This window comes from Allobaculum fili, from assembly GCF_020969955.1.
GTDB lineage: Bacteria > Bacillota_I > Bacilli_A > Erysipelotrichales > Erysipelotrichaceae > Allobaculum > Allobaculum fili.
Map to the genome: position 1 here is coordinate 1 of NZ_JAHDSX010000021.1, position 26,576 is coordinate 26,576.

21 protein-coding genes are annotated in these 26,576 nt (G+C 49.8%); 6 read left to right on the plus strand and 15 right to left on the minus strand.

Annotated elements, in window-relative coordinates; translation table 11 throughout:
• A partial coding sequence (locus Afil_RS06090) for a hypothetical protein (RefSeq protein ID WP_230267680.1) occupies positions 1 to 242 on the plus strand: 242 nt, incomplete at its 5' end.
• Between the two features lie 464 nt (positions 243 to 706).
• Positions 707 to 1,639, plus strand: coding sequence for a hypothetical protein (locus Afil_RS06095; protein ID WP_230267681.1), 933 nt, complete (start codon positions 707 to 709; stop codon positions 1,637 to 1,639).
• A 118-nt stretch (positions 1,640 to 1,757) separates the two neighbouring features.
• Here the strand turns inward: Afil_RS06095 and Afil_RS06100 are convergent, their stop codons facing one another.
• Positions 1,758 to 2,165, minus strand: coding sequence for a (deoxy)nucleoside triphosphate pyrophosphohydrolase (locus Afil_RS06100; RefSeq protein ID WP_230267682.1), 408 nt, complete (start codon positions 2,163 to 2,165; stop codon positions 1,758 to 1,760).
• Between the two features lie 200 nt (positions 2,166 to 2,365).
• Here Afil_RS06100 and Afil_RS06105 point away from each other — a divergent pair, with 200 nt between their 5' ends.
• Complete coding sequence (locus Afil_RS06105) at positions 2,366 to 5,407, plus strand: DEAD/DEAH box helicase (protein ID WP_230267683.1); 3,042 nt, start codon at positions 2,366 to 2,368, stop codon at positions 5,405 to 5,407.
• A gap of 168 nt (positions 5,408 to 5,575) precedes the next feature.
• Here Afil_RS06105 and Afil_RS06110 read toward each other — a convergent pair whose 3' ends face one another.
• The 5 genes from Afil_RS06110 to ppdK all read right to left on the minus strand — a co-directional run bounded on the left by Afil_RS06110 (position 5,576) and on the right by ppdK (position 12,150).
• Entirely contained in the window at positions 5,576 to 6,400 is an 825-nt protein-coding gene (locus tag Afil_RS06110) for a pyridoxamine kinase (protein ID WP_230267684.1), read from the minus strand.
• A gap of 71 nt (positions 6,401 to 6,471) precedes the next feature.
• Positions 6,472 to 7,830, minus strand: a complete 1,359-nt coding sequence (locus Afil_RS06115; RefSeq protein WP_230267685.1) for a hypothetical protein — start codon at positions 7,828 to 7,830, stop codon at positions 6,472 to 6,474.
• Positions 7,831 to 7,973: 143 nt separating this feature from the next.
• Complete coding sequence (locus Afil_RS06120) at positions 7,974 to 8,324, minus strand: cyclophilin-like fold protein (protein ID WP_230267686.1); 351 nt, start codon at positions 8,322 to 8,324, stop codon at positions 7,974 to 7,976.
• Positions 8,325 to 8,363: 39 nt separating this feature from the next.
• Positions 8,364 to 9,047: a serine O-acetyltransferase EpsC gene (gene epsC, locus Afil_RS06125; RefSeq protein WP_230267687.1), complete on the minus strand. Its 684-nt coding sequence runs from the start codon at positions 9,045 to 9,047 to the stop codon at positions 8,364 to 8,366.
• A gap of 472 nt (positions 9,048 to 9,519) precedes the next feature.
• A complete protein-coding gene (gene ppdK, locus Afil_RS06130) occupies positions 9,520 to 12,150 on the minus strand; it encodes a pyruvate, phosphate dikinase (RefSeq protein ID WP_230267714.1) in 2,631 nt (876 codons plus the stop codon).
• 636 nt (positions 12,151 to 12,786) lie between these two features.
• Here ppdK and trpS point away from each other — a divergent pair.
• Complete coding sequence (gene trpS / locus Afil_RS06135; RefSeq protein ID WP_230267688.1) at positions 12,787 to 13,770, plus strand: tryptophan--tRNA ligase; 984 nt, start codon at positions 12,787 to 12,789, stop codon at positions 13,768 to 13,770.
• Between the two features lie 235 nt (positions 13,771 to 14,005).
• On the opposite strand, the gene Afil_RS06140 is transcribed toward trpS, so the two are convergent.
• The 6 genes from Afil_RS06140 to Afil_RS06165 all read right to left on the minus strand — a co-directional run bounded on the left by Afil_RS06140 (position 14,006) and on the right by Afil_RS06165 (position 21,217).
• Entirely contained in the window at positions 14,006 to 14,533 is a 528-nt protein-coding gene (locus Afil_RS06140; protein WP_230267689.1) for a DUF6591 domain-containing protein, read from the minus strand.
• Positions 14,534 to 14,880: 347 nt separating this feature from the next.
• Positions 14,881 to 15,561: a helix-turn-helix domain-containing protein gene (locus Afil_RS06145; protein ID WP_369413422.1), complete on the minus strand. Its 681-nt coding sequence runs from the start codon at positions 15,559 to 15,561 to the stop codon at positions 14,881 to 14,883.
• Positions 15,562 to 15,865: 304 nt separating this feature from the next.
• A complete protein-coding gene (locus tag Afil_RS06150; RefSeq protein ID WP_230267691.1) occupies positions 15,866 to 16,489 on the minus strand; it encodes an SIMPL domain-containing protein in 624 nt (207 codons plus the stop codon).
• A 206-nt stretch (positions 16,490 to 16,695) separates the two neighbouring features.
• Positions 16,696 to 18,018: a UDP-N-acetylmuramoyl-L-alanine--D-glutamate ligase gene (gene murD, locus Afil_RS06155; RefSeq protein ID WP_230267692.1), complete on the minus strand. Its 1,323-nt coding sequence runs from the start codon at positions 18,016 to 18,018 to the stop codon at positions 16,696 to 16,698.
• Positions 18,019 to 18,414: 396 nt separating this feature from the next.
• Positions 18,415 to 19,428 carry a phospho-N-acetylmuramoyl-pentapeptide-transferase gene (mraY, locus tag Afil_RS06160; RefSeq protein ID WP_230267693.1) on the minus strand — a complete coding sequence of 338 codons (1,014 nt, stop codon included), beginning with the start codon at positions 19,426 to 19,428 and terminating at the stop codon, positions 18,415 to 18,417.
• Between the two features lie 406 nt (positions 19,429 to 19,834).
• Positions 19,835 to 21,217 (minus strand): neutral/alkaline non-lysosomal ceramidase N-terminal domain-containing protein, encoded by a 1,383-nt coding sequence (locus tag Afil_RS06165; RefSeq protein WP_230267694.1) that lies wholly within the window; start codon positions 21,215 to 21,217, stop codon positions 19,835 to 19,837.
• A gap of 343 nt (positions 21,218 to 21,560) precedes the next feature.
• Between Afil_RS06165 and rpmB the strand changes: the two genes are divergently transcribed.
• Positions 21,561 to 21,752, plus strand: coding sequence for a 50S ribosomal protein L28 (gene rpmB / locus Afil_RS06170; RefSeq protein ID WP_230267695.1), 192 nt, complete (start codon positions 21,561 to 21,563; stop codon positions 21,750 to 21,752).
• A 255-nt stretch (positions 21,753 to 22,007) separates the two neighbouring features.
• Here rpmB and Afil_RS06175 read toward each other — a convergent pair whose 3' ends face one another.
• Positions 22,008 to 22,655 carry a hypothetical protein gene (locus Afil_RS06175; RefSeq protein WP_230267696.1) on the minus strand — a complete coding sequence of 216 codons (648 nt, stop codon included), beginning with the start codon at positions 22,653 to 22,655 and terminating at the stop codon, positions 22,008 to 22,010.
• Between the two features lie 9 nt (positions 22,656 to 22,664).
• On the opposite strand from Afil_RS06175, the gene Afil_RS06180 reads away from it, so the two are divergent.
• Complete coding sequence (locus tag Afil_RS06180; RefSeq protein WP_230267697.1) at positions 22,665 to 22,886, plus strand: hypothetical protein; 222 nt, start codon at positions 22,665 to 22,667, stop codon at positions 22,884 to 22,886.
• Between the two features lie 84 nt (positions 22,887 to 22,970).
• Here the strand turns inward: Afil_RS06180 and Afil_RS06185 are convergent, their stop codons facing one another.
• Together Afil_RS06185 and Afil_RS06190 are read right to left on the minus strand one after the other, a co-directional pair.
• The gene (locus tag Afil_RS06185) at positions 22,971 to 26,033 is read right to left on the minus strand and encodes an MBG domain-containing protein (protein ID WP_230267698.1); all 3,063 of its coding nucleotides are present in this window, start codon (positions 26,031 to 26,033) and stop codon (positions 22,971 to 22,973) included.
• On the minus strand, positions 26,009 to 26,575 hold the full coding sequence (locus Afil_RS06190; protein WP_230267699.1) for a hypothetical protein: 567 nt from the start codon (positions 26,573 to 26,575) through the stop codon (positions 26,009 to 26,011). Before Afil_RS06190 ends, Afil_RS06185 begins: the two co-directional genes overlap by 25 nt.
• Between the last annotated feature and the right edge of the window lies 1 nt (position 26,576).

Here is a 26,576-nt window from a genome sequence, read left to right on the forward strand (position 1 = left end):
TTACGTTCAGACTTCTGAACCTGTTCGACGAAAAAGGCCTCCTTGAGGACATGAGCTATAAAAAAATCATGCACATCCTGCAAAGAGGCAAAAGAATAAAAAATGATAATGAGTGGGAACTGATCAAAATGAATCCAAGCCAGATTGCAATTCTTCAAAAACTTGATCTGATTCCACGACCAGATTCGGTAGATAAACCCAAAAGGAAACGTGGTCGTCCACGCAAAAATCCGACCGTATAGTTTAGCTGATTGGGAAAGTTCTAATTAATGACAATTTTACATTTTTTATCCAATATGAATATTCTTTCATAGTATTCGAATTATGCCGCGGTTGTCATTTCGTATTTTAACTGCCGTTTATCTCAAAAAGATATACCTTTCGACTGAGTTGTTGCTTTCTAAGGAAAATGCAATAATGATACGGAATTTGCGATTCAAAAAAGATCAGAGAGATTCAAATCGAACCATCCATTCGGTCAGAAAAATATCTTACCCTTCTCAGGTTATGGTTCACTGACTTTTTCTCTCTGAATTCTTCCAGCTATTCATCCAGGAAAGATGATCCGCTTTTTGTAACGTCATCTGGATACCTATATAAAAAGGAGGGGCGCAATTCCTTTGATGTCCTGTTTTGACATCGGTATCCTTGCGCCATTCGTATGACTACTGATGAGAAAAATTTCGGAGCCCATACTCCATCTGACATGCCTGAACTTCCAAAAACACCAGATTCGGATCCGGCTTTGAACCATCAGAATCTGGAGGAAGCTTCCGCTCCTTCAAAATCCAGTCTGGCGGAAACCGAAAAATCAGCTTCCGATCCAGAACAGCCGCTTACAGCTCAAACGACAGACACGGCACAGGCAGCGGGTACGGGCCAGGCGGAGGATTCGGATCAGACAATGACTCCCGCATCCGGCGAAAAGAAGGCTGGTTTCTGGAAAACGAAAAAGCATTCGGATGAACCTGTAAAAAGTCAGGAAAAGGATCTGCCTGCTAAAGACGAAAGAAAAGAAAAAAAGTATCCGAAAAAAGCCGAGGAAACCAGTGCGCCGAAAATCCGACCAGAGAAAAAGAAAGACAAGCCAAAGAAAGCGGGCGACAAGCCAAAAAAGAACGGCTCGGATGAAGAAAGCTTCGCCGACGTGTTCAAACGTCACTACGCAATGACAAAAGACGAAAATTCTTCCCATCGTAAAAAGATGATCGCTTCCTTCATCATTCTTGGCGTTCTCTGCGTCCTTCTCATCGCTTCCCTGATCGCAATTCCTGTCCTGGGTGTGAATCTGTATACGCTTCAGGAAGAAAAGGCCAGCCTGCAAGGTGAACTTGCTTCCGTACAGAGCGATCTCTCGGACGCGAACAGCCGTAACGAAGAACTCGAATTTGGCCCAGCACGTCTTCTTCTCGATGCCAAAGCTCTGATGGGAGAAGAAAACTACGAAGAAGCCAAAAACACGCTGGAAGATCTGATCGAACAAAATCCGTCGACAGCGGAAGCAGAAGAAGCTCAGGATCTGATCGAAGAATGCGACGACCGTATTCAGGAACGAGAGGACAGCCTCAGCCGTCAGTCTTCCGAGCGCCAGTCCGAACAGAGTGAAGTTGGCTGTCCACTCAACGCAGTCGACGACTGATCGAGCCTGACAGCTGGTTTTCGATAATCAAAATAGAAGCGGAACATTGATAAAAACAATAAAAACAGATTCAGATATGTCCATGCACCTGCAGGACGATCTGAATCTGTTTTTTCGTTTATCGATTATTTTTTAAAGGATCCGCAAAAAGCGCTCGGCGATCGGCCTCTTCTAACATCTTTGTATCCGAGGGACAGAAGGTGTACTGATCAATTTCGTCCGGAGTGATCCAGGCGAAGGCCGGATGTTCCTTGCGTTCGAGCTGACCGCCAGTCTGTCTGCACTGAAAAAAGTGAAGATGAAGATTTCGATCTTCCAGACAGACGTCTGAAAATGGCCTGAGATCGCCGATCTGAATGCCCAGTTCTTCCTGGCACTCCCGCTTCAGGCAGTCTTCCAGACTCTCGCCCGGTTCCTGTTTGCCGCCGGGAAACTCCCATAAGCCGCCGCAGCTTTTATCGTCTGGTCTCTGGCAGATCAGAATTTTTCCATCTCTATGCAGGATAGCCGCCGTTACTTCAATCATATTTCATCTCTCCTGTCTCTCTGGCCACTTTCAAAGACATCCCTGTAGCATTGTCGATTGCAGGGATCAGACAGGCTCATCCTATCATGATTTTTCGGACTCCACAGAATTGCCTGGTAGTAAATCCTTGCTAGCTGCTTTTCCTGCACAATTAATGACGTATCCGTTGAATTTGGATGCACAGCTGCTAACCTGGAATCATGAATCAATTCAACTTGCTTAAAGCCGGGATGGAGAATGCTTTTCTGGATGCCAAATGCAAGGCGAATCCAGATCTTGTCCCTTCCCTGCTTACCAATAATCCCAAAAAAGGACAGAAGGTATTCCTGGCGCTGGAAGCGGAACTTCAACGCTGTCAGGAATTCTGTTTCTCCGTAGCCTTTATTACCGAAAGCGGCCTGCAGCTGTTCAAGCCCGTTTTGCAGTATCTGGAACAGAAAGGAATTCCTGGACGGATTCTAACGACAGACTACCTTGCCTTCAGCGATCCCAAAGCCCTGAACACGCTTCTGGATCTGAAAAACATAGAGCTTCGCATGTACTGCTGCCAGAAACAGGAAAATCCTTCCGATTCCGTTGGCTTTCATACCAAAGGCTACTTTTTTGAAGAAGACGATCAGTGCTGCATGATTATCGGCTCATCCAACCTGACCGATGCAGCGCTCTGCACGAATGAGGAGTGGAACACGCGCCTGATCACCTCCAGAAAAGGCAGCTTTTATACGGAGTGCATGAATGCCTTTGAAAGCCTGTATACCAGTCCGCAGACCGTGCTTTACCGCGACTACGCCAGAGAGTACGAAGAAATCGTGCGGATTGCTTGCGCCAGCCATCCTTTCCAGCCGGTCCGTCAAGGGTTGAGTCATCCTTTTGATCTGCTTCCTGAGCCCAACGCCATGCAGGAAGATTTTGTCGAACGGCTTTCCGAGATGATTGAAGAGGGCAAGACGATAGCCTTGCTTGTTTCCGCTACCGGAACGGGAAAAACGTATGCGAGCGCCTTTGCGGTCCGCCAGCACCAGCCCGGCCGTGTCCTGTTTCTCGTCCATCGGGAAAAGATCGCTCGTCAGGCCATGGAGTCGTTTCGACGGGTTCTGGGCGATGAGGCGTATACGTATGGTTTGCTGAGCGGCAATTCCCATGATGTAAATGCTTCCTGCCTGTTTTCTACCGTACAGACGATGTCGAAGCCGGGAACGTATATGCAGTTTGGAAAGCACGCCTTTGACTGGATCATTGTCGATGAAGTTCATCATGCGGCGTCCAATACCTACCAGACGCTGTTTGAGTATTTCCGTCCAAAATTCTGGTTGGGCATGTCGGCCACACCGGAGCGAACCGACCGCAATAGCATTTATGAGCTGTTCGACTACAATGTCGCCTGCCGCATTACCCTGAGCGATGCGTTAGAACAAAACCTGCTCTGCCCGTTCCATTATTATGCGCTGGACGATCTTTCCGTCTCTGCAGACTATTCGATCGATTCCATCGATCCTAGAGACTTTCAGAAGCTGAAGGAAGAAGAGCGGGTGAAGCATATTCTCGCCCAGGCTCGCTATTACGGCTGGAGCGGCGATCGTGTCAAAGGACTGATCTTTGTCAGTACGATCGAAGAAGCTGAAAAGCTCAGTCATGCCCTGAATGCCCAGGGCCTTCAGACGCTGGCTCTTTCCAGCCGTGACTATTCGGAAGCGGAACGCGACGAAGCGATCGAACGGCTTTGTCAGGATCGCTACGATGAACATGCGCTCGATTATCTGATTACGGTCGGTATTTTCAATGAAGGCGTCGACATTCCGGAAGTGAATCAGGTCCTGCTTTTGCGCCCGACGCAGTCGGCGATTGTTTTCACGCAGCAGCTTGGCCGCGGCTTACGTAAATACAAAGGCAAGGAATTTGTGACCGTCCTCGATTTTGTCGGCCAATACAAGGAAAACTATCTGATTCCTGCTGCACTTTCCGGAGACAAGACGGGCAATAAAGATATGCTTCGCCGTTTTGTCTATGAAGGAAATCGAGAAATTCCCGGGATCAGTTCGGTTCATTTTTCACCGATCGCGCGCTCGCGGATTTTGCAGTCGATCGACTTGGCCCACATGAATTCCGCCGCTAAACTGGCGGAAGGCTACTTCGATCTGCGTCAGCAGCTCGGCCGGATCCCGCGCCTTGTGGATTTTGAACAGGCGCAGGGCATGGATCCTATGCTGATCTTCACCAATCCCACATATCGCTGCTATCCTGAATTTACAAGCCGTATGGAAAAGGACCGCACTCTTTTAACGCAGTATTCCGATCTTGAACTTGGCTTTTTGCAGTTTGTCTCCCGGTACTGGGCCAATGGAAAGCGAGCGCTCGAACTCTGGCTGCTGGAAAGTCTGGTTCATCACCAAAAGGACTGGCTTGAACATTTTCTTGCGGTTCTCGATGAGTATGGCATTCGGCTTAAAAAAGAAACCTGGAAAAATCTGAACCGTCAGTTTGAGATGAAGTGGCTGCTGCCGCAGACCCGAAACGATCTTCGTTCTAAAGGCATTGTCTTTCTTGAACGAAAGCCGTCGATTTCCGAAGAAGAAATTCTTATCCGACTCGTCAAAGCTGCTAGTCTTCCTCTGGAAGCACGCCAGGCTCTCTCCAGACAAATCGAACACGACTTTGAAATTGCACCCTCTTTTCTTCAGGCGCTTACTCATCCCGACTTTTACGATCAGCTGACGGATCTCATGGAATTTAGTCTGCTTCGCTGGAAAAACAAATATAGTAAGACGACGGACGGCACATGGTTCGATCTGTATCAGTCCTATACATATGCGGATGTTTTCCGCTTGCTCGATCTTCCCGTCTTTGAAAATGCGCAGAACGTCGGCGGATACAAGCTCTTTAAAGAACAGAATCTTCTCCCCGTCTTTATCAACTACCAGAAAGCGGAAGATCTGGCTCAAAGCCTTCAGTACGAAGACCATTTTGAATCGCCTTCCCGTCTGATCGCGTTCTCCAAAAACCGAAGAACGCTCGCTTCACCGGAAATTCGATCGCTTCAAAGCGAACATCCGCCAATGGTTCTTCTCTTTTTGCGAAAAAGCAATGACGACACGACCAAGGCGTTTTATTTCCTCGGGGAAATGAAACCGGATGGCCTGTTTGAGCAGACTACGATGGCCAACGATGCATCTGTCGTTAAAATCGGCTATCGTCTGCTGACCCCCTTGCGCGAGGATCTGTACGATTACTTTGTCAAAAGCTGATCCTCTGGTTAACGTATTCGCTTACTGCCTCAAATCATTTTTCATTCCGTTGAAAAAGGACGGGATTCGGTTTATGCCGTTCCCGTCCTTTCATTTGTATTGTTTGTCTGAACGGTATCCTGTTTTCATGAGCAAATGGAACCAGTCTGTTCGTTTTGTCCAATGCTTTTAAAGCTTAAGCAGCCGATCGAGGACCAGCTCAAAAGGAACCCCTTCAAAAGGCGGTGTATTTTCCTTTTGCGCCTGTCGCAGACAGATTCGAACAAAATCGCCAGCCTGTCGGACACTCTCCCCGAGAGAGCTGCCCTGCATAAGCAGACCGGCTGTTACCGCCGAGAAGACATCGCCGGTTCCGGGACGTCCAGCTCCTTCCCTGGCTGAGATGATTGGATCAAACTGTCCCGTTTTAAAATCGCAGACATAGTCTTCAATTTTTCCATCGCGTTCAATGCCGGAAATCACGACCTGATCCGGTCCAAGACGATGGAGCGCTTCGGCCAGCGCATGAATCTGTTTGCGATCGGGATGCGAATGATACGATTTGCCGCAAAGCAGAAAGGCTTCACTGAGATTGGGAAGAATCAGATCCGCCCGTCGGACCAGATTTCGCATCGCTTCTACTACGTGTTCGTTCAGACCGGAATACAGCTGCCCGTCATCGGCCATGGCCGGATCGACAACAAGAAACGGTTTCTGCTCCTTAAACCGATCCAGAAACGTCTGAATCTTATCGGCCTGTTTTTCATTGGCGATATACCCGCTTAAAACGGCGTCAAAAGAGACGTTTGCGGCTTTCCAGGTTTCCATCCAGGGATCAAGATCTTCGCTCAGATCGCGCAGCGTATACGCCGGATAAGCCGTATGACAGGAAAGGATGGAAGTCGGCATGAGCAGGCATTCCATGCGCAGAACGCTTAAGATCGGCAGCCAGACCGCCAGAGAACTGCGTCCAAAGCCGGAAAGATCATTGATGAGTACGATTTTCTTTTGCATGTTTTCCTTTCCTGCCGCAGCAGGCGGCAGCTATCAAATGCTCGTCTTTTAAACTTTTGGAACCGATGAATTTACCTGCGGTTTTCTTCAAACCCGGCATACACGTCTGTCCAGGCATTTTTTCGAGCCGGCTGATCGAGAGAAAGCTGCTGCAGATGCTGCGCCTGTTTAAGCCCGTCTTTCATAAAGCTGGAAAAGTCTTTCCGAACTCGGCTGGCGAGCAGTTCGCTTTTCGGATTTTGGATTTTTAATTTCTGATGGCGCAGACACGCGACCGCCTGTTCCTGATTCAGCCGTTCAAAGAACACTTCCATATCCGACAGGAACGTATCGAGCTCTTCCAAAGCCGAACTGCCTGTATCCACGTCATACAGAATTCTGGCCTGATCGAGCGGCAGAACGCAGGAGTTCTTAAAATTCTGAATAGCGTAAATCTGATCTTTCATCGACAGCGAGAAATCGTCGAGACAGGCAAGAAAAACCAGAAACAGATGACAGAAATACGCATCGTCGGCACTGATGCCAGAAAGTTCGTACGGATTAAGATCGATCATGCGCAGTTCAATATGGCTGGCGCCAAGACTATTGAGCGCGTCGAGCGAATACGCTGAAGCCGGCTTAATGCGGACGGGATAATACAGTTCCCGCGGCGCCTTGAGCAGACCTTCTTCTACGTAATGCTCGATGGAAGACGTATAGCTTTGCATATCGGTGTAGTCAAACCACGGCGTAAAGAAATTCCAAAAGCCGTGGATGGAATTGCGCATGGAACTGAATCCAAAATAAAGCGGCTGGCCGCACGCAGATTCGTTCATCAGCGAACCATCAAAAACCGGCGACGCATTGAGCAGGGCATCAATGATCCATCCGTACCAGACCGCTTTCTGCGCCAGATCGAGATAAAACGCGTTGCGAAAAGACTTGTAGGAGTCAATTTCATGTCTTGTACCGGAATTGTGCTCAGAGTAGAGCGTGTATTCCCGTTTGAGCAGCGCGTCGGAAAACGAAAAATTGTAATGAATGCCGGAAAACAGCATTTTCATTTTTCCATAGCGGTCCGCCAGATAATGACGATATTCCGTCGAAGAAGACAGGCCGCTTTGCAGCATCGGTATGTCTTCCATCGAGGAAATCATCGGCGGGTTGGAAAACGGCCAGAGCGTCTCGCCCTGTTTGGCCAGAATGTTTTGCATGAGAACGGTCAGTTCTTCACATTCCCTGCGTGCGCTCTGCCAGTCCGGATAGACCGCGGTATTGATCTCTGTCTGGTTTTCCGCAAAGTCCTGCACAATTTTCGAGTGGGAAAACGGATGCAGGCTCTGTGCCATTTTTCCAGTTTTCGACTCGATTCGAAGACTTTCCTTTTCCAGACCGAACCCGCCCTCAAACAGATGGGATCGGACCTCTGCATCCTGCAGATGAATCTTCATAAAACTCCCCCTTTAAATCGAAGAATATCACACTCTACCGCCCTGAACTGGGCGGTGTTAAAAGATCGAAAACAGATCTACGGGTCAAACTCTCGATTTCCGTATGAAACAGAAAAAGGAAGAAGTTGCTTCCCTCTTCCTCTTTAGTAGATTTCTTCAATTTTAACAGGACCATGCAGATTGCGGACCGCTCCCTGCCCGGCAACTGGCATGCCGATTTCATACAGGTTTTCATACTGGGAATAGCCGCCGTAGTAGAGAATTACTTCGTTCCACGGTTCATGGTAGCAGAGGCCTTCAATGCCGCCCGGCGCAATAGGAGCGCCGAATGTGGAGAGTTTTTTAGGCGGAACAAAGGACATCTCCGAAGAACCGATTTGATTGAGAATTACCGTCAGCGGAAGCATGCGTTCGAGGGCATGACCAAGCTCGCTGTCATGGATTTCATAGGTGACGTCATTTCCATAGCTGTCTGAAAACTTGAATTTCATCATTAATCATCCTTTTCATTTTAAAGTCATGGACTTGTTTTCTTATTCTTTGTCTATTTTAGACTTTCGCCTGTCTTTGGCAACCTCCCGTTCATTATCGATCGCCGATTTGGCTGGACAGACGGCTATTTTGCCTTCCTGAAGGCATCGAATGTCTTCCCGGCTCCAGCGTTCCTTACCCTGAACGCAGAGATTGGAATGTTTTCCCTGTTTATAGCGTACCGGATAGGCTGGCGGGCAGACAACAGTAGAGCCCGGTTCCACATTCCGGATGACAATCGCGCCGGCACCAACTTTGGCGTCCTTTCCGATCGTAATATTTCCGAGAATTTTGGCACCGGCGCCAATCAGAACGCCGTCTTCGACGGTGGGATGACGCTTTCCTTTATCTTTTCCCGTACCGCCCAGGGTGACGCCCTGATAAATTTTCACATCGTCGCCGATAATGCAGGTTTCGCCGATGACTACGCCGCTGCCATGATCAATAAAGAAGCGCTTGCCGATCTGGGCCCCGGGATGGATATCGATTCCCGTTTTCTGCTGCGCACGCAGGGACATCCAGCGCGCCAGAACATAATGTTTTTTCTGATACAGCCGATGGGTTCTGTACCAGGTTTTGATCGCCCGATAACCGGGCATCCTCAGGATTTCGAGTTTGGAATTTAAGGAAGGGTCAAGAGCCATGAAGCATTCCTGCTCTTCCTTGATAAACGCGCGATATCCCATAAAATCATCCTTTCCAGTCAACAGATTCAATTTTAATCAAAAAAACAGGCACCTGACTAATCAACGGCCTGTTCCCTTCCCCAACTTGTCGATTTTGAATGAAAATCCATGAAACCCGTTGGCATATCGTGTAAGCAAGCCTCGTTTTTCACCAAAGCGGCAAATAAAACCGATCCGGCAGGACTTTTCCAAGACTAGAGGATGAAACCGTCCATGGCAAGATGCATTTTGAAGAAAATCGATAGGATATCGCCAAGCCATGGCAAGGGACAGAGATTTAGTGCGGTCATCATCGAGCATCACACATTCCTCTTCGTTTTTAAATTGCCGTGAAGTTTCATCCGGCCAAAAGAAAACAGCGGACCGTTTTTGCGGGCGGTCCGCTGTGGATCAACGAGATTCAATAGTCAGACGTATGGGTCTTCAGACACGCTGGTCAGGAAATCCAGCATCTGGAATCATCGAAAGGATCTTATTTGGAATGCTTGATTGCAGCCTGAGCAGCAGCCAGACGGGCAATTGGTACGCGGAACGGCGAGCAGGAAACGTAGTTCAGGCCGAGTCCGTCTACAAATTCGATGGAGGCTGGATCGCCGCCGTGTTCACCGCAGACACCAAGCTTGATGTCCGGACGGGTAGCGCGGCCGCGTTCTGCAGCAATCTTGATCAGTTCGCCGACACCAGTCTGGTCGAGTTTGGCAAACGGATCGTTTTCGTAAATCTTGGCTTCTGCATATTTTGGCAGGAAGTTTCCAGCGTCATCGCGGGAGAAACCGAAGGTCAGCTGGGTCAGGTCGTTTGTACCGAAGGAGAAGAATTCCGCTTCTTTAGCGAGTTCTCCAGCCTGGAGAGCCGCACGGGGTACTTCGATCATCGTACCAACATGGTATTCCATATCCACGCCTTCTTCAGCCAGGATTTCTTTTGCGGTATCATCAACGATCTTCTTCACGTATTTCAGTTCTTTCAGATCGCCGATCAGCGGGAGCATAATTTCAGGAACGATGTTCCATTCCGGATGTTTCTTGTTTACATTGATTGCAGCACGGATAACGGCTTCGGTCTGCATTCTGGCAATGCCAGGGTTGGAGACAGCCAGACGGCTTCCGCGATGACCCATCATCGGGTTCACTTCGTGCAGTCCGTCAACAACCGCCTGAAGTTCATCGGCTTCCATGCCCATTTCAGCAGCCAGTTCAGCCACTTCTTCGGCTTTGTGCGGGAGGAATTCATGCAGAGGCGGATCGAGGTAACGGATGGTGACTGGACGGCCTTCCATCGCTTCGTAAATGCCTTCGAAGTCTTCCTGCTGGAGCGGTTCGATTTTCGCGAGGGCCGCTTCCATCTGTTCCGGAGTCTTGGCAACGATCATTTCACGGATGGATTTGATCTTGTCGCCGTCAAAGAACATATGTTCGGTACGAACGAGACCGATGCCTTCTGCGCCGAAGCTTACAGCCTGTGCAGCGTCACGCGGAGTGTCGGCATTGGTGCGGATTTTCAGACGGCGTCTTTCATCGGCCCACTTCATGAAGCGGTCGAAGTCGCCGGAAATTTCAGCTGGTACGGTCGGGATGGCTCCGCCGTATACTTTACCGGTCGAACCGTCGAGGGAAATGAAGTCGCCGCGCTTGAAAGTCTGGCCGTTAACGGTGAACTGACCGTTTGGCTCATCCATTTCAATTTCGCCGGCGCCGGATACGCAGCAGGCACCCATTCCGCGGGCAACAACGGCTGCGTGGGAAGTCATGCCGCCACGAACGGTAAGGATACCTTCCGCAGCTGCCATACCCTGAATGTCTTCTGGAGAAGTTTCGAGACGGACAAGAACAACTTTCTTGCCGTTGGCAGCTTCTACGATCGCTTCTTCTGCAGTGAAGACGATCTGACCGCAGGCAGCACCAGGAGAAGCAGGCAGCGCTGTCGTTACGGCTTCAGCTTCTTTCAGAGCGTCGGCGTCAAACATCGGGTGAAGCAGAGAATCAAGCTGCTGCGGTTCTACCATCAGCAGGGCTTCATCGGTGTTGATCATGCCTTCGTCAACCATGTCGCAGGCAATTTTCAGAGCGGCCTGAGCGGTACGTTTACCATTACGGGTCTGGAGCATGAAGAGTTTTCCGTTTTCAATGGTGAACTCCATGTCCTGCATGTTTTTGTAATGATGTTCAAGAGTGTCACAGATCTTAACGAACTGTTCGTAAGCTTCCGGAGCAATCTCCTTCAGCTGGTCAATTTTATTTGGAGTACGAACGCCGGCAACAACGTCTTCGCCCTGTGCGTTCATCAGGAATTCGCCGTACAGCTTTCTTTCGCCGGTAGCCGGGTTGCGGGTAAAGGCTACGCCAGTGCCGCAGTCGTTGCCCATGTTGCCGAATACCATCATCTGTACGTTAACCGCAGTTCCCCAGCTCGACGGGATGTCGTTCTGTTTGCGGTAGTAAATCGCACGTTCATTGTTCCAGGAACGGAATACGGCTTCAATGGCTTCCATCATCTGATCTTTTGGATCGGTCGGGAAGTCGGTACCGAGTTCTTCACGGTAGAACGCCTTAAAGCGTTTTACGAGTTCCTTCATATCTTCAGCGTCGAGATCAAGATCGTTTTTAACGCCCTTTTCTTTCTTGACTTCGTCGATGATTTCTTCGAAACGTTTTTTGGAAAGTCCTTTAACTACGTCTGCGAACATCTGAATAAAGCGGCGGTAAGAGTCGTAGGCAAAGCGGGGATTTCCAGTTTTTGCAGCAATAACTTCAGCAACGGTATCGTTGATGCCCAGGTTCAGGATGGTGTCCATCATGCCCGGCATGGAAGCCCGTGCACCGGAGCGTACCGAAACAAGCAGCGGGTTTTCGGAATCGCCGAATCTTTTACCGGTTTCTTTTTCCAGGTTTTCCAGAGTAGCAAAGATCTGCGCCTTGATTTCGTCGTTAATCTTTTCCCCATCGTCATAATACTTGTTGCAGGCTTCTGTCGTGATGGTGAAACCGTTGGGGACGGGCATGCCAAGCTTGCTCATTTCTGCAAGGTTGGCACCTTTTCCGCCAAGCAGTTCACGCATACCGGCATCGCCTTCAATAAAGCGATACACATATTTGGTATCCATGCGTTTCCTCCTTGTTAAAATCTCATACTTCATTATTTTACAAGGTTTTTCGGGAATGGAAACATCCTCATTGCAATCGCTTACACAATCTTCAAGCGAAATGACCACAAACGCGGCAGGTTTTAAAACGGCCGGACAGACGTCCTTCAGCTTGCATTTCCTGTTGCATCTGGCGAACGAATCCAAGGTGTAAAGCTCCTCAGCTAGCTCTTTTTCGTCCGGTGAAAAAAGAAGAAACGGTCTTGGAATCAGAGACGGAGAAGAAATAATCTTTTCGGGATTTTTATCGCATACGTCAGCGATCATCTTTATATAGGGCAGATTTTCTTTTTCATCAAGAAGCAGCGAATAGAGAGGCTTCTGCGTAAACGGAATGTCCTTTTCCTTGAGCAGCAGGCGGGCCGCACGCGTTCGGGCGCATCCAGGAACGGTAAGCAGTACAGGCACAGTTCATCTTCCTTTCGAGATCTAGAGTCGATCCTGCAGAACGGGGATCGGGTCAAAAAAGCCCGAATTGCTTCAGACTCTTTAGGGTTTCCTTTCTGCGGGGAAACGTCTAAAGTGTAATAAATGATGCAAAAAATGTCATAAACTCGAAGAACCGAATGACACAATTTTCGCAATAAGGAGAATTTCATGAAGAGAATGCTCAGCGGAATCAAGCCGACCGGACGTCTGACTTTAGGCAACTACATCGGCGCCATCCGCGAATTTGTTAAGTATCAGGATGAATACGAAATGTTCATTTTCATCGCTAACCAGCACGCACTGACCATCCCGATTAAGGCGGCGGAACTGCGCCGCAACACGAAGGATCTGATCGCCATTTACCTGGCGGCCGGTCTCGATCCCAAAAAGGTTACCCTCTTTTTGCAGAGTGATGTTCCCGCCCACGCCCAGCTTGGCTGGATCATGACGTGCCTGTCCGGTTATGGCGAACTGCAGCGGATGACACAGTTCAAGGATAAAATGGCCAAGCAGGAAACTGGCATTACCGCAGGTCTGTTTACGTACCCGTCTTTAATGGCAGCCGATATTCTGCTTTACGATCCGGAATACGTACCGGTAGGTCAGGATCAGCAGCAGCATGTGGAACTGACCCGCGACCTGGCGGAACGCTTCAACAAGCGCTATTCGGATACATTCACCATTCCAGAACCGCTCGTAACGAAAGTCGGTGCCAAAATTTACGACCTGCAAAACCCGACGAAGAAAATGTCCAAGTCCGAATCTTCGCCAAAAGGCGTAATCGACCTGCTCGACGATCCGAAATCCGCCCGCAACAAAATCAAGGGCGCCGTTACCGATTCCTTAGGCCATGTCGCCTTTGATCCGGAAAACCAGCCCGGCGTCTCCAACCTGCTGACCATTCTTTCCGCGCTCAGCGGCGAATCTATCGATTCCATTGTCGCCCGCTACGAAGGCAAGGGCTACGGCGATCTGAAAGAAGAAACCGGCCAGGCCGTTCATGACTTTCTGACCGCTCTGCAGGCCAAATACAAGGAAATTCTTGCCGAAGGCAAAGTGGATGCCATTCTCAAGGAAGGGGCAGAACGCGCCAGCAGAATCGCCAACAAGAAAATTTCCAAAGTGTACCGCAAAGTCGGTCTGAGTCTTTAATTCGACTTTAGAAAAAACTTCTTAAGACCTGATTTCTAATCCAAAATAAAGGCCTCACGTCTCCTTTTGAAAGAGACGTGAGGCCTTTTGTGCTCTATTTGCGATAGGTAGGGTGCAGACCAAGTTTTTGACACCCAGATAAATCCCATCTGCATCCTTTGTTCAGACGGTCGGCATCATTTTCAAACCGGCTCTTTAGTCTACGCCAGGCTGTTCTTCGCAAACCCGATCTGGATTACTGGGCGATCGCCAGCAGGCTCTGGGTAATGTGCAGATAGGCTTCGGTCCAGTATTTGGTTTCTGCGGCGCTCCATCCATCGCTTCCCGATTCAAATCCGTCGAGCTTGTCATCCATGTCGGCGACTTTCGTCGTCCAGTTCGCCATTTCCAGAAGCAGTCCCATATCGCCCGGATTTTGCATGTAGCGTTTCATGAAGTCGACATACTCGTCATAAAACTTCACATAAGCGTCGACCGCTTCCTTAAACTCCGGACGAATGCCGTCGGAAGCCGGCTGTTGGGCAGGTTCCTCTTTAGCGGGAGCGGGCTGAGGAGCCGGTTCCGGTTTTTTTTCAGCGACCGGCGTTTCTTCAACCGGCTTTTCCGATGGCGCAGCTTCCTTTTTGCTTTCGCTTGCGATCGATGAAATCGCAGAAGATTCTGTAATGCTTGTTTTTGCTGCTTTTTTACTGGAAGATCCGCACGCTCCAAGGACCATACTGGTGGCGAGTGCTGCCATCAGCAGCGCATTTCGTTTTTTCATATGTGTTCCCTTTCTTTTTCGATCTTTTTCGTTTCTGATCTTTTTTTCTATGAATGGATGGGCCAACGATTTTCAAAACTGTTCGGCTTCTTCACTGGATCCATTTTCAAAATCTCTGCATTTTCATTCCGACTTTTTCTGCTTCCGTATCTCGTTTTTTCCTTTTCTGCTCGGATGAATGCTCCAGCGCAGACTGGCATCACCCGGGCGTATGGAGTAAACGGCCTAATCGGCCGGGAACTGGATCCAAAATTTGCCTGTAAGAAAAACGAACCGGCGAATCGTTCGAAATCGCCGGTTCGTACTCTGGACTGGATCTGTATTCCGTAAGTTTTTCTGTACTGCGCTTACTCCTCCGCGCTCTGGATCGGCTTCATCTTCAGCCAGAGTTCGAGCTCCCGGCCTGCCTGACCGAGATCTTTCATACGCTGACTGCTTTCCTTTAGAAACTCCGCTTCTTCCGCGGTGATCGACTTGGCGGCTCCGAGCTGCAGCAGGCGCTGACGGTCGCCTTCGAGCTGGGTATACGCAAGTTCGGCATGAACGATGATCTGAGCCAGTGAATAAAGTTCCACCGCTTTGTCATATTTCTGGCCAATAGCGCAATGCATGGCGCAATGGCAGCTGGAGAGCGTGTAATCGCCGTACGCTTCCTCCATGGCCAGAACATCGTGCGGATCGATCGCCGATTTGTTTCGTTCCATTTTTTCAAGCTGATTTTCGGAGAGATAGACGATTTTTTCTGACGCTTGCTTCCGGGTAAGCCCGGCCTTTTCGCGCGATTTCTGGTAAATGCTTTTCTGACTACGCAAAGATTTTCTTCCCATGAGCTGACTGGCGTCCCTTTGGGACGCACTCCCTTCCAGGAAGCGCATCCGCAATGGACCCGTATTCAGCTGATTCTTTTTTGAAAAGGCACATCGCCCATGGCTTCCATTAAAGGGGCCGCAAATTTTGCGAGATGCCTTTATGAGTGATCCAATGAAAAACGAACGAGTTTTCGTTCGTGCATCCTTGAACAAGTTCATCGTATCAATCTAAATTTGTTAAATATACATTCAAAACGGCGATTTCCTGATTGGTTTTCGCCTTTTTTGGCGGATTTATTTCCTGTCTCTGCTGTTCGGCTCGTTCCAAAACGCGTTAAAAGTACCCTATGTCGTACAAAAACTCAGGGGTTAAGGAAGAAAAGCTGATCACCAGCCAATCCTTTCTTGAGCGGAACGGCTTCTAAGCGCCAATGAAAAAAGGACTCCAGCCTGATCTGGCTAGAGTCCCTGAATTTCTGTTCTATTCTGGCAAAAGCGATCCCTGGGGAGGCTTTTGCATAGTTTATTCGTTGTTGAGTTCCCAGCGGCTTTGCGCTTTGACGCAGAGCGTCTTGTACGGTCTGGCCGCAAAAGCCAGATACCCGCTGACAATTTCTTCAGCCGGTTTGGCCTCGCACGCGATCAGGCCGCCGTTACCGGCACCGTCTTCGACGCGTTCAAATTCAATCTCACGACAGGATACGTTCGCTTCCCCAAGCTGTGCCCCCATCGCGGATGCCCGTTTTGACGCCATACGCAGTGCTTCGTCTTCGAGCGCCGCAAACGTCTCTTCGGTTTTATCGCAGGAAAAGGACAGAGAGATTTCGACCGGGAAGGAAGCGGCTGTGATGATTTGCCACAGGCGGCAGAGCTGTTCATGATCAAATCGCCCGCGTACTTTCAGCTTCGCCATCGCCCGTTGTTTCGGCGGATTATCCTGGGCGGCTGAATCGATATCGCATAGGCTGAATGAATTCGGATCAATGCCTGCGTTCTCCATAGAAGCCATCAGCTGATCGCTGCACTCCTGCAGACGGTGCAGACTGGCCTGCATGGAAAGCCCTTCGCACTTAATCGTGAGCGAAATTTCCATGCTGTCGCAGACCAGCGTCTTCTGCGCTTCCGTCTTCAAAACAACACTCGTCATAGATTTTCTCCTTCAGATCAAGAGGTGTGATCCTGTTTCATACATCTTAAAGGATTATGAAAACTCTTTCAATCCTTTAGGTAAAGGTGAATAAATCCATTCGTGTTATTTTTGGAAAATTTCTTTCCCTCTTTTCATGCGAAATCGGTTTTTCAAAATAGAAAGACAATATGGATGCGTATTTCCCTTACCGTTGCGGGATCCCTCTACTTCTGCGAATTTACGCGCTGCGCAACGAGTTCCTTGAAAATATCTCCGCGCTGCTCGTAGCTTTTGAACTGATCAAATGAGGAAGTCGCCGGACAGAGCAGAATGACTTCACCTTCTCTGGCATTCGCCAGTGCCGCATCGAGTGCTTCTTCCATCGTTTCCAGTACTACGGTGTTTGAGAAAATATCCGGGAACTTCGGTCCGATCTGTCCAAAGGCGTAGCACTTCGCGATCACCGGATCGTATTCCTTTAAAACGGAGTAGTCGATTCCCTTGTCCTTGCCGCCTGCAAGCAGATGAACGCCGCCTTTAAAACTGGAGAGCGCCGCGATAGCGGAATGGGTATTGGTCGCCTTGGAGTCGTTATAAATGCGAACGCCATTGAGTGTATCTACATATTCAATACGGTGTTCAACGCCTTTGAATGTCTGGATGACGTCTTCAATATCTTCCTGCTTCACGCCCATCAAATAAGCCATGGCAGCGGCCATCATCGCGTTGCCCAGGTTGAAATCGCCGACCAGTTTGAGATCGGCCGCGGTAAACAGCCGGGTGCCCTGAAGACAGACTTCCCCGTCTTTTACACAGAGATCCGCATTGGGATTCGTAAGCGAAAAATCAATCACCTGACAGGGAATGTTTCTGGCATACTGCATGATCGTTTCATCATCGATGTTACGGATGAAATAATCGTCCATCGTGCAGTTTTCGTAAATGCGGAATTTGGAAGCGTAGTACGCGTCCAGACTGTCCATGTAATCGAGATGGTCCGGCGCCAGATTGGAAACGACCGATACGTGCGGACGGAACGTATCGATGCCCAGCAGCTGGAAGTTGCTCAGTTCCAGTGCGATTTTTGCGGGTTTGTCCTTCAGTTCGAGAGCACATTCAGAAAGTGGAATACCGATGTTTCCAGCCGCACGCGCGTTCGGATCGGCCTTTTTCAGCATTTCGTAAAGAATGGTCGTAATCGTCGTCTTGCCGTCCGTTCCCGTTACCGCCGCGTATTCAAGGTTTTTTGCGATGCGATACGCAGTTTCGATTTCGGTATAGACCGGTACGCCAGCTTCGACAAAATACTTCACCAGCGGTGCTCGATACGGGATACCCGGATTTTTCACGACGAAAAGATAGTCTGTATTTTTCAGAAATTCAGGATGACCGCCGTCGTAGACGCGGATCCCCTCCTGTTCGAGTTCGTTCTTTTCAGGAACTTCCTTCATATCCGTGAGGATCACATCGTATCCGTTTTGGTTCAGTAACCGAGCGCCGGCTATGCCCGAACGGGCGGCGCCAATGACAAGGACAGGTGCTGCCATGCTTTTCTCCTTTACGCATCGGCCAGGCTTTCGTTTCGGCCGATTTTCTTCTGCTTTTCCAAAGAGACTGGTCTCTCTTTGTATTCGTTTTGCTCCAGACCGTATTGCTCATGCTGCATCTAGCTCTCGCTTTACGAGGTGAAGGCAAGCTGGCCTTTACGGTATTCAGGCAAAAATCTAAAACTTCAATATCTAAATTCGTTTAATTCGGTTTTGATTGTATCGCTTTTGTGCGCCATACGCGAAACTCTAAAGCTTTTCGCCGAGTTTCAAAAGAATCAATCCGACCAGATTCGGCGATATATAGAGGCGTTTCGCTGTTTCGCTGGTTAGAGATTTGAATGGCATGAAAAAGGCCTGATTCCTTTTCGAACCAGGCAAATGAATCAACGGGAATTAATGAAGAATAGCCAGCAGGATGGAAAGCGCGCCGGCGACCATGCCGCAGCCCCAGAACACGTAGCAGACTTTCATCTCACTCCAGCCCTTCTTTTCAAAATGATGGTGAAGCGGCGCCATCAGGAAGATGCGCTTTCTGGTCTTTTTATAATAGGTGACCTGAATGATATCCGAGAGCGCTTCCGCAATGAAGACGATACCTGCAATCAGCAAATACAATTCCGTCTGGGTAACCATAGCCGCTGCGGCAAGCAGACCGCCAAGAGCCAGGGAGCCCGTGTCGCCCATGAACACTTTGGCCGGATGAATATTGAAAAACAGATAGCCGATCAGGGCGCAGATGACCAGAAACAGAATCAGAGCGGTATTCAGATCGTTCATCCACACCGCAAAGCAGAGAAACGGAATGAAAGCAGCAATGCAAAGGCCTGCGCAAAGGCCGTCTACGCCATCCGACAGGTTGACTGCGTTGGTCGTGCCGGTAAACATGAAAAAAGCGATGATCACAAACAGCCAGGTGGGAAGAACCGCAAAGGACAGGTTGTGCAAATAGAAGGCCGGCTCATTGTACATAAGATAGAGCGCGATCAGAACGAGCGCGAGAATCGACTGCAGACCAAACTTCAGTTTTGGTTTTAAACCGATGTTGGAGTGCTGAACGACGATCAGATAATCATCCGCAAAACCGATCAGACCATAGCCGACATACGCCAGCAGAACAATGGCTGTGTTGATCGTCCAGCCAAACGGCCGGAAGAAAGCGTAATACACAAGGTAGACGAGAACAGGAATGAGAACAAAGGCGATTCCGCCCATCGTCGGGGTTCCCGATTTGGCTTTATGACTTTCCAGTCCTTCCTCTCGCTCCGTCTGGCCGTATTTGAGCTTGCGTAAATAGCGAATCAGCGCCGGCATGCACGCCAGCATCAGACAAAGCACCGCAATTCCAGACAGGATGACCATCGTCAGAAGCCCCGGAGTACTGGGCAACCCGTTAAACATAGATAACATGAAATTTCGCCTCTCTTATTTGTATAAGGGTATCGACCTCGATCTGTGTTTCTTCTTCCGGCAGCGCAAATCCATTTCCAAAGGGATGCGTTGATCGTTTAGGACACCCGTTCAGAATTACGGCACAAAAAGCCGTTTTTCTATGCGAAAGAAAAAAGATAGAGGATACAGCGGGTCGAAATCCCGTTTCAATTCCATTTTCAATACCGATCGAGGCTGTTCACATACGCCGGACTGCCGGATTCTGATCGCAAAAAACACCAGAAAAGCAGCCGGGAAAAATAGATGAGCAGCCTGCTTCTGCCGGATTTGCGTACCAAAAAAGGACGCAGGCGGGCAGATCGCATGAATTATACCATGATTGGGAAAACGCAGGAAAAACGGGATTTCCCTATTCTGCGTACGACTATTCCCGCTTCTTTGAAGCCATCGTTTTCTGGATCTGATCCATCAGCTGTTCGCCCTGCGAGCGGGCAAACAAGGAGCAGCAGGCTTCATAGTCTTCATCATCCCAGGCTTTTTCATCCGTTAAATACAGCTGATAGCCGTTCGTACAGGAAACAAAGTGAACACGCTTTGAATCAAAAGGCGAAATGAGCGACGAGAAGATTTCGCAGGGCAGCCCGACAAACGTCTGCGCATCCCAGCGCACAAACGTTACATTCATTTCTCGCTTGGGTACGCCGTCATAGCTTATGGCGTAAATACAGCGTGCCTGATCAGCATCCCGTTTGACGGCGGCAAGCCGTAAAGTCAGCGGATCCAGCGGGTTTCCTGCAACGCTGGCCTGTTCCAGTTCGTTCAGATGGTTCTGACTGGCTTCCAGCCGTCTTTGCGCTTCCTGTACTGGTTTTGGGCGGGCGCTTTGAAGAACATATGTTTTTTCAAAGACCTCAATGGGTTTTACAGGCTGTTCGTTCCAGCTCAAGCCCAAAACAGCGCTTGCCAGAATGGATCCCAGACGATCGGCTTCGTCAAAACTGGATGCTTTGCGGGTATAGCGCGTGGAAATATCGCCGCAGGCCCCGTTAAAGAAAAGAACCTGATCATACCCGGCTTCTTTCAGATGCTTGCGCGCGGCTCCATAAAAATCAGCCGATCCATATACATTGGAAGCGTTCAGAACCGTCGGATGACAGGCAAAGAAAACAAGCAGAGCCTTTTGCGCATCCGTCTCGATCTGAAGGGCGTAAAGCGCATCGTTACCAGGCAAACTCGGATCGGTACGATTGCTGCCAAGGCCTTTACAGAGCGAATACCCGGACTGCACGTGCAAAATGCGTCCATCTTTCATCGTATTCCAGGCATCCAGGATGGCTGCGCCTACGCTTTGTGCGACGGCTTCAATCGTCTTTTCGTCGGTCTTGCAGGCAAAATACTGCGCCTGCTTCAATATTCCGGATCGGGTTTCTAAAAGGCCGCCCATGGCGGAATGTGTATGGATCGCATGTACGATCAGCGTACGCGCCGGAAAGTTCTGGGCATCGAGCGCTGCCTGGATGGCTTCGATCAGCAGATGATCCACAGCCAGGACGTCCAGACTGGCAATCACGATCACTTCCTCCATCTGGTTTAAAACCATGATTGAAGCCATGAGCGGATCATGACTGCCTTTCGCACTTCGCGTCTTTCCATAGCCGGCCAGCGGCGTGTCGATCGGAAGCGAAAGTTCCCTATGGGCAACGCCGGCCTGAATGCATATTGTATTGCCGGATTTTTCTCTGATTCTGTCCGTGGAATCCATGGCGTTTTCATCGAGTTCGCATGAGTTTTGTGTATTGGTTTTCATACCTTTATCTTAGCCGCAAAGCGCGCAGATGAGATCGGATTTTCGGAAGAAGGCAGCTATGAGTGCGTATGGAGCGGATCGTCGAAATCTGGCGTACTTTAAAGGAAATTTGCGATCTTTCATTCTTCCCTTTTGAACTTGTTTTCAATTCCCTGTACAATGTACAGCGTTTGGTAGAAATTCCCCTGATTCAGGCCTTCTCATTGCTCGGCTTGCCGAATGGAAAAGGCCCCGCCAGATTCGTCTTTGTACTTTATTTTTGAAGACTTGAATTTGTATGGGTTGAATGTTACTATCTTTAACGACTGTTTGGACAGTCAAGACTGGAGAAGGAGGGATCAAGATGTCTAGAAAGTGTGCAATCTCTGGTAAAGGACCTATGTCCGGAAACAAACGTTCTCACTCCATGAGAGCTTCCCGCCGCAAATGGAACGTAAACCTGCAGAAAGCAACTGTCATGGTGGACGGTGAACCAAAAACAATTCGGGTTGCTGCCAGAACACTCAGAACCATGAAGAAACAGGGTACCATCTAATTCCTGCTCTTCCTGTGGACTGTAACATCCTAATCGAATACTGATTACATGCAAGAGAGGCCGCCAAGCGGTCTTTTTTTGTGCTTTGCTGACGGTTTCCGATGAAGCAATAAAAAGCAGAAAAGGCATTCCAGAGAGGAAAAATCCTCGTTGGGATGCCTCTTTTCATGGAATGCCTGTTTCATCCTTCCAAACTGCACGGAGAAAGCCAGATCGCTTGGTCCGACATTCTGTCCAGTCTGGATCAAAACGGCGTTATTTACCTTTTTGATCTTTACGATCTTTTCTGTTTTTGCGATGCAGTCCGAAAAGGGCGAGCAGCGCAGCAGCGGCGCTGATCACGGATGCGCCAAATGTTGGAAGAAGCGATGCGGCCGTATCTGGTGTGTTTGCCGCCTTGGAATCGTCTTTCGGATCCGTTTTGGGATCGTTCGTTTTGTCGTTTTTCGGATCTTCCGGCTGTTCTGGCTGTTCGGGGTCTGGAGCATTTTCTTCTTCCAGGCGGCTTGTGAGCAGGCAGTCTCTTCTCTCTTCAAGCCCAAAGGAAATAGAAGATCCGTCCGCAGAGCGTGTAAAGTCGATCGGTGTCCATGTGCCGTTTGAAAGAGCGAAAAGACGAAGCTCCGTGCCTTCTTTTCGCATCTCTTCAGGAAGACGCATTTGTGCAGGCACAGAACAGCCTGTCGATTTAGCGTTCTGGCCATTCGATCCAAAGGGATGTTCGAGCGCAAGAGAGAAAGCAAGTGCATGCTCCTCTGCATCTGGATTCGACAAATCCGGAACTTTCTCAGCGAGATCTGCGCTTCGATCCTGAATATGCAGCGTAATCGTCTGATCCTGTCCGTCCGCAATAGCCGCCATTTCCATCGCGCTGAGTTCTCCGCGATCAGCAAGAACATTCAAAATATCCTCATGCAGGGCAGACAGGGTGAAGGCAGGAAGCGCGGGATCGGTTTTCGTCTCCAGAAGGAGCTTTCCCTGTCCGATCTGGGCGGCTGCATCCTCCGTTCGATCGAAAGTCGGACCGTTAGCGGGAAGAACGACAAAGCTCTGCTTCAGTTCGCCGGTAAAGTTCTGCGTACCCTGAATGGTCAGGACATAGGCGCCGCCGGCGCTTTGGATATGGTCCTTTAACTCCAGCGTAACGAGATATTCTTTGCCGTCCTGCGCTGTATAGATCAGATCTTCAAGCGTCTGTTCGAGTTCCGTTCCGTTTTCTCACAGCAGATCCTTGAGAGTTGCAGAAAATTCTTCAATGGATCGCGGCTCGATGGTCAGCGTTCCCTGTTCTGCTTCCAGACGATAGTTGTCCGAAAGAGCCTCCACATTTGCGGACACCGCGTATTCTCCCGCGTTTTCGCCTTCTTCTCGCGTGAATACGATCTTCGGCTTTTCCTCTTCAAACCAGCCGCTCATTTCCGCTTCAAACTGCGGATCCTTCTCGCCAAATATCTTGCTGGTATCGTTAACGCTCAGATGTACAGCGGCGGGCTGGATTTCAAAGGCTGTGGATTTTTGCGTTTCTTCCAGAACATAGTTGGGATTGCTCAGAGCGGAAATCTGCGCTTCATAGCTGCCGGCATCGGTCTGTGCGCCCAGAACGGCGGCTTTGCAGTCATCGTTTTCGACCAGATTGCTAAGAACAGCCTGCGGATATTGCGGTTTGCCATTATAAATCAAATCGGTGTTCGGCCAGGTGACCTGCACCGTTCTTGGCGTGATGGTTAGCGTACCGGGCTGCAGGACAAACGCGTAATCGCGGTTCGTCTGATCGCTGGCTGAAGGAGACAGCACATAGTCTCCGACCGTTTCGCCGGGCGTTCGCGTCCAGACAATAGCCCCTGGCGTATCGCCTTCGATCAGTCCTTCTGCCTGGAAATCAAACTGCGGATCCGCTTCCCCATATACTTTGGATGCATCCTTCGCTTTCAGGATCGCCGGCTTTGGTGAAATGGAATACTCCATCCTTCCTTCATCCGCCAGTCTGTAGTTGGCGTTCGTCAGTCCAGTAATGCGGACTGTATATCCCGCTCCGGCATGAATGTGCTGACCGTCCACAATGGCTTCACACGTGTCCGTCTCCAGGACACCGTCAAGACGCACTTTGGGAGCCTGCGCCTTTCCGGAATAAACGAGAGGATCTGCAGACCATTGGCAACGAACGTCTTTGGGTTCAATGGTGAAAACGGCGTTTTCTTCTGCGGACAGCTCATAGTTTTCCAGGCCTTCGGGCAAATCGACATGCATCGCATACGTTCCCGCATTTTCACCGGGTTCGCGTTCAACAAGAATCACATACTCGAATTCCTGGCTAAAAAGCGGATCCGCGATGACCAGAGCCTGGTTCAGATCGGGTTCCAGATCGCCATACGTTTTTGAACGATTCTTCACCTGGATTTTCACAGGTCGTCTGGCAATGGAATAAAAACAGAAACTCTGACCGGAATCCAGTCTATAGTTCGGATTTTCGAGCGTATCAAAATAGGCCAGATAGTCCTTTCCCGCATTCTTCTCTGCACCGTTTAAATGAAGTCCCAGGGTATCTCGATCTTTCTCAATAACATTGAGGACTTCATAGTCGGGCAGCTGTTCCTGCCCGTTGTAAATCCGCTCCGCATTCGACCATTTAAAGTCCAGAACGCACCGCTCGACATGCATCTTGCCATTCATTGTCGTGATGGAATAGTCGGGGTTGGCCGCTCGATCGACTTTCACCAGAATGTCCGTCATGCCGGCATCCGGATCGGTGTTTGCGGAGACGGTTATGCCGCTCAGCGTATCGCCTTCCACCAGATCCGAAGCAGTCCAGGTCAGTTCCGGATTGGGATCTCCATACGTTTTCGTTTTATCCTCAGCGGCTACCGCAATAGATTTCGGCTTCACTTCGATTTCGACAAGAACTCTGGATGCCGAATAATCGCCGCTCGCTTCGCTTGTAAATTCCAGGACCGCCTTTCCGGCATGATGAATCGACACGCGGCCCGTTTCATCAATGGAAACCGCGCTGCTGTCACTGGGAAGAACCCGCCAGCTCGTTTTTCCTGAGGAGGTACAGTACGGATTGAGCAGATAACTGCCGTCTCCATACGTAACGGAAATCGAATCCGGCAAATACGGCCATGCCGGTTCGATATAGCCTGCCTTCATGTCGAAAGAAACGGATCCGGCCAGATAGTTTTCCGTTTCACTGACCGATACGGTAATGGCGGAGGATCCGTATTTCTGCCCGACCATGTACGTCTTTCCGGCATCGCTTTCGAGTCGGATCACTTCGGGATTGGAACTCGAATAGGTATATTCTCCGTCGCCATTACACCTGACATCGATCGGATACCGGTTGTTCAGGGCGATGTGATGACTCGAAGGCTGACTCCAGACGGGGCTGGCTTTGGTCACGGTAAAAGAATACGTAATCGGGGTATCGAGCGTATAGCAGTCGATTCCGTCTTTGAGGACGATTTCCTGTTCGTAGTCACCGGCTGGAAGCGAAGAAGAAAGCGTGACAATCTCGCCGGTTTTCTTATTGCGAATTGCGCCTTCCGCAAAATCATCGGCGCTTAAAAAGGCGACGTCATGGTCGTAAGCGATATCCAGATTCAGCGCCTGCGGCTCCTGTCCATACGACCAGCTCTGTCGGGAAGGCGTAACCAGCTGGGACACATCCCGCGGCGAGATTTTCAGTGTCTTTCTTATAGACTGGGCACGGTACGTATCGTTGCCCGCAAAGCGCATTTCGATCGTATAGTCGCCGATGCCCTGCAGGCTTAACAGACCGCGTTTCAGTTCGACTTCGTTCTGATCGTCCTGGATCCAGTAATATTGAACCGGCAGTTTATAAGGATTGACGAAACTTGAGCGAATGTCGACAGGAATAATCGTGTAGTCGCGCCAGCTGTCATAGGCATCCAGATTTGGATTTTTCAGCTCGGGATTATAGGCGAGGATCGTTCCGGATGAGCGGACATTGCACTCAAAATCGTCCAGATTCAGTCCTTCTGGATCCGCAATTTCCGCCGTCCAGGTCAGCGTATTGACGACGCCGCGCGTCGGACTGTAGTCCGGACACGAATATGTATAGTAAATGGTTACTTCCTGACCGTTGCTTTCGCGTCGGCCTTTGCCGACAGGATTCGGCGCGTAGGTGGACTTCATCAGAGCGCTGAATGTTCGGCAGTCGCTGGCAAGATGAATATCTTCCGGAACCGGAACAATGGTCAGCTTTTCTTTTCGCGTAGGCGAAAAGACTTTTGTCAGGGTTACGGTGTTTTCACTTTCTTCCATAAGCTGCCATCCTGAATTTCAAGGATGACCTGGGCTGTATAGATGCTGCTGTATCCGGCCCGGGCAGTTTCCGCAAGCTGTGTTCCGGAAAAATCCGACCAGCGAATCACGGCACTGGTCACACCCTCTACGGCTGTAAGCGAACGGCTAAACAAGGCGCCGGGCTCCGGATCCGTAAGAGAAGAAAGCAGCGTATTCAGATCGATCCGGACGGCTTCGTCCGAAACAGCAGGATAGGTCTGTGTTGGCAAGTGCAATCCCGAATCGACAGTATCAGCGCCGCTCTCCGCTTCACCGGATGGGGTTGGGGCTGGCGTACTAGGTTTTTCTGCAGGAACCGAAGCGTCTGCTTCCTGAAAAGCAACAGACTTTACCGCCGGCTGGGATGGGGCCGCTTCCGGGGTTGCAAAATCGGAATGAGCGGGAGCCGGTTCCGTGCTGGATTCGACAGGATCCTGTGCCTGTACAGGCAGAGCGGTCAGAATCAGCGAGCACGGAAGAAGGCAGGTTAAAAATCGGGCAAGACGATCACGTTTATTCATT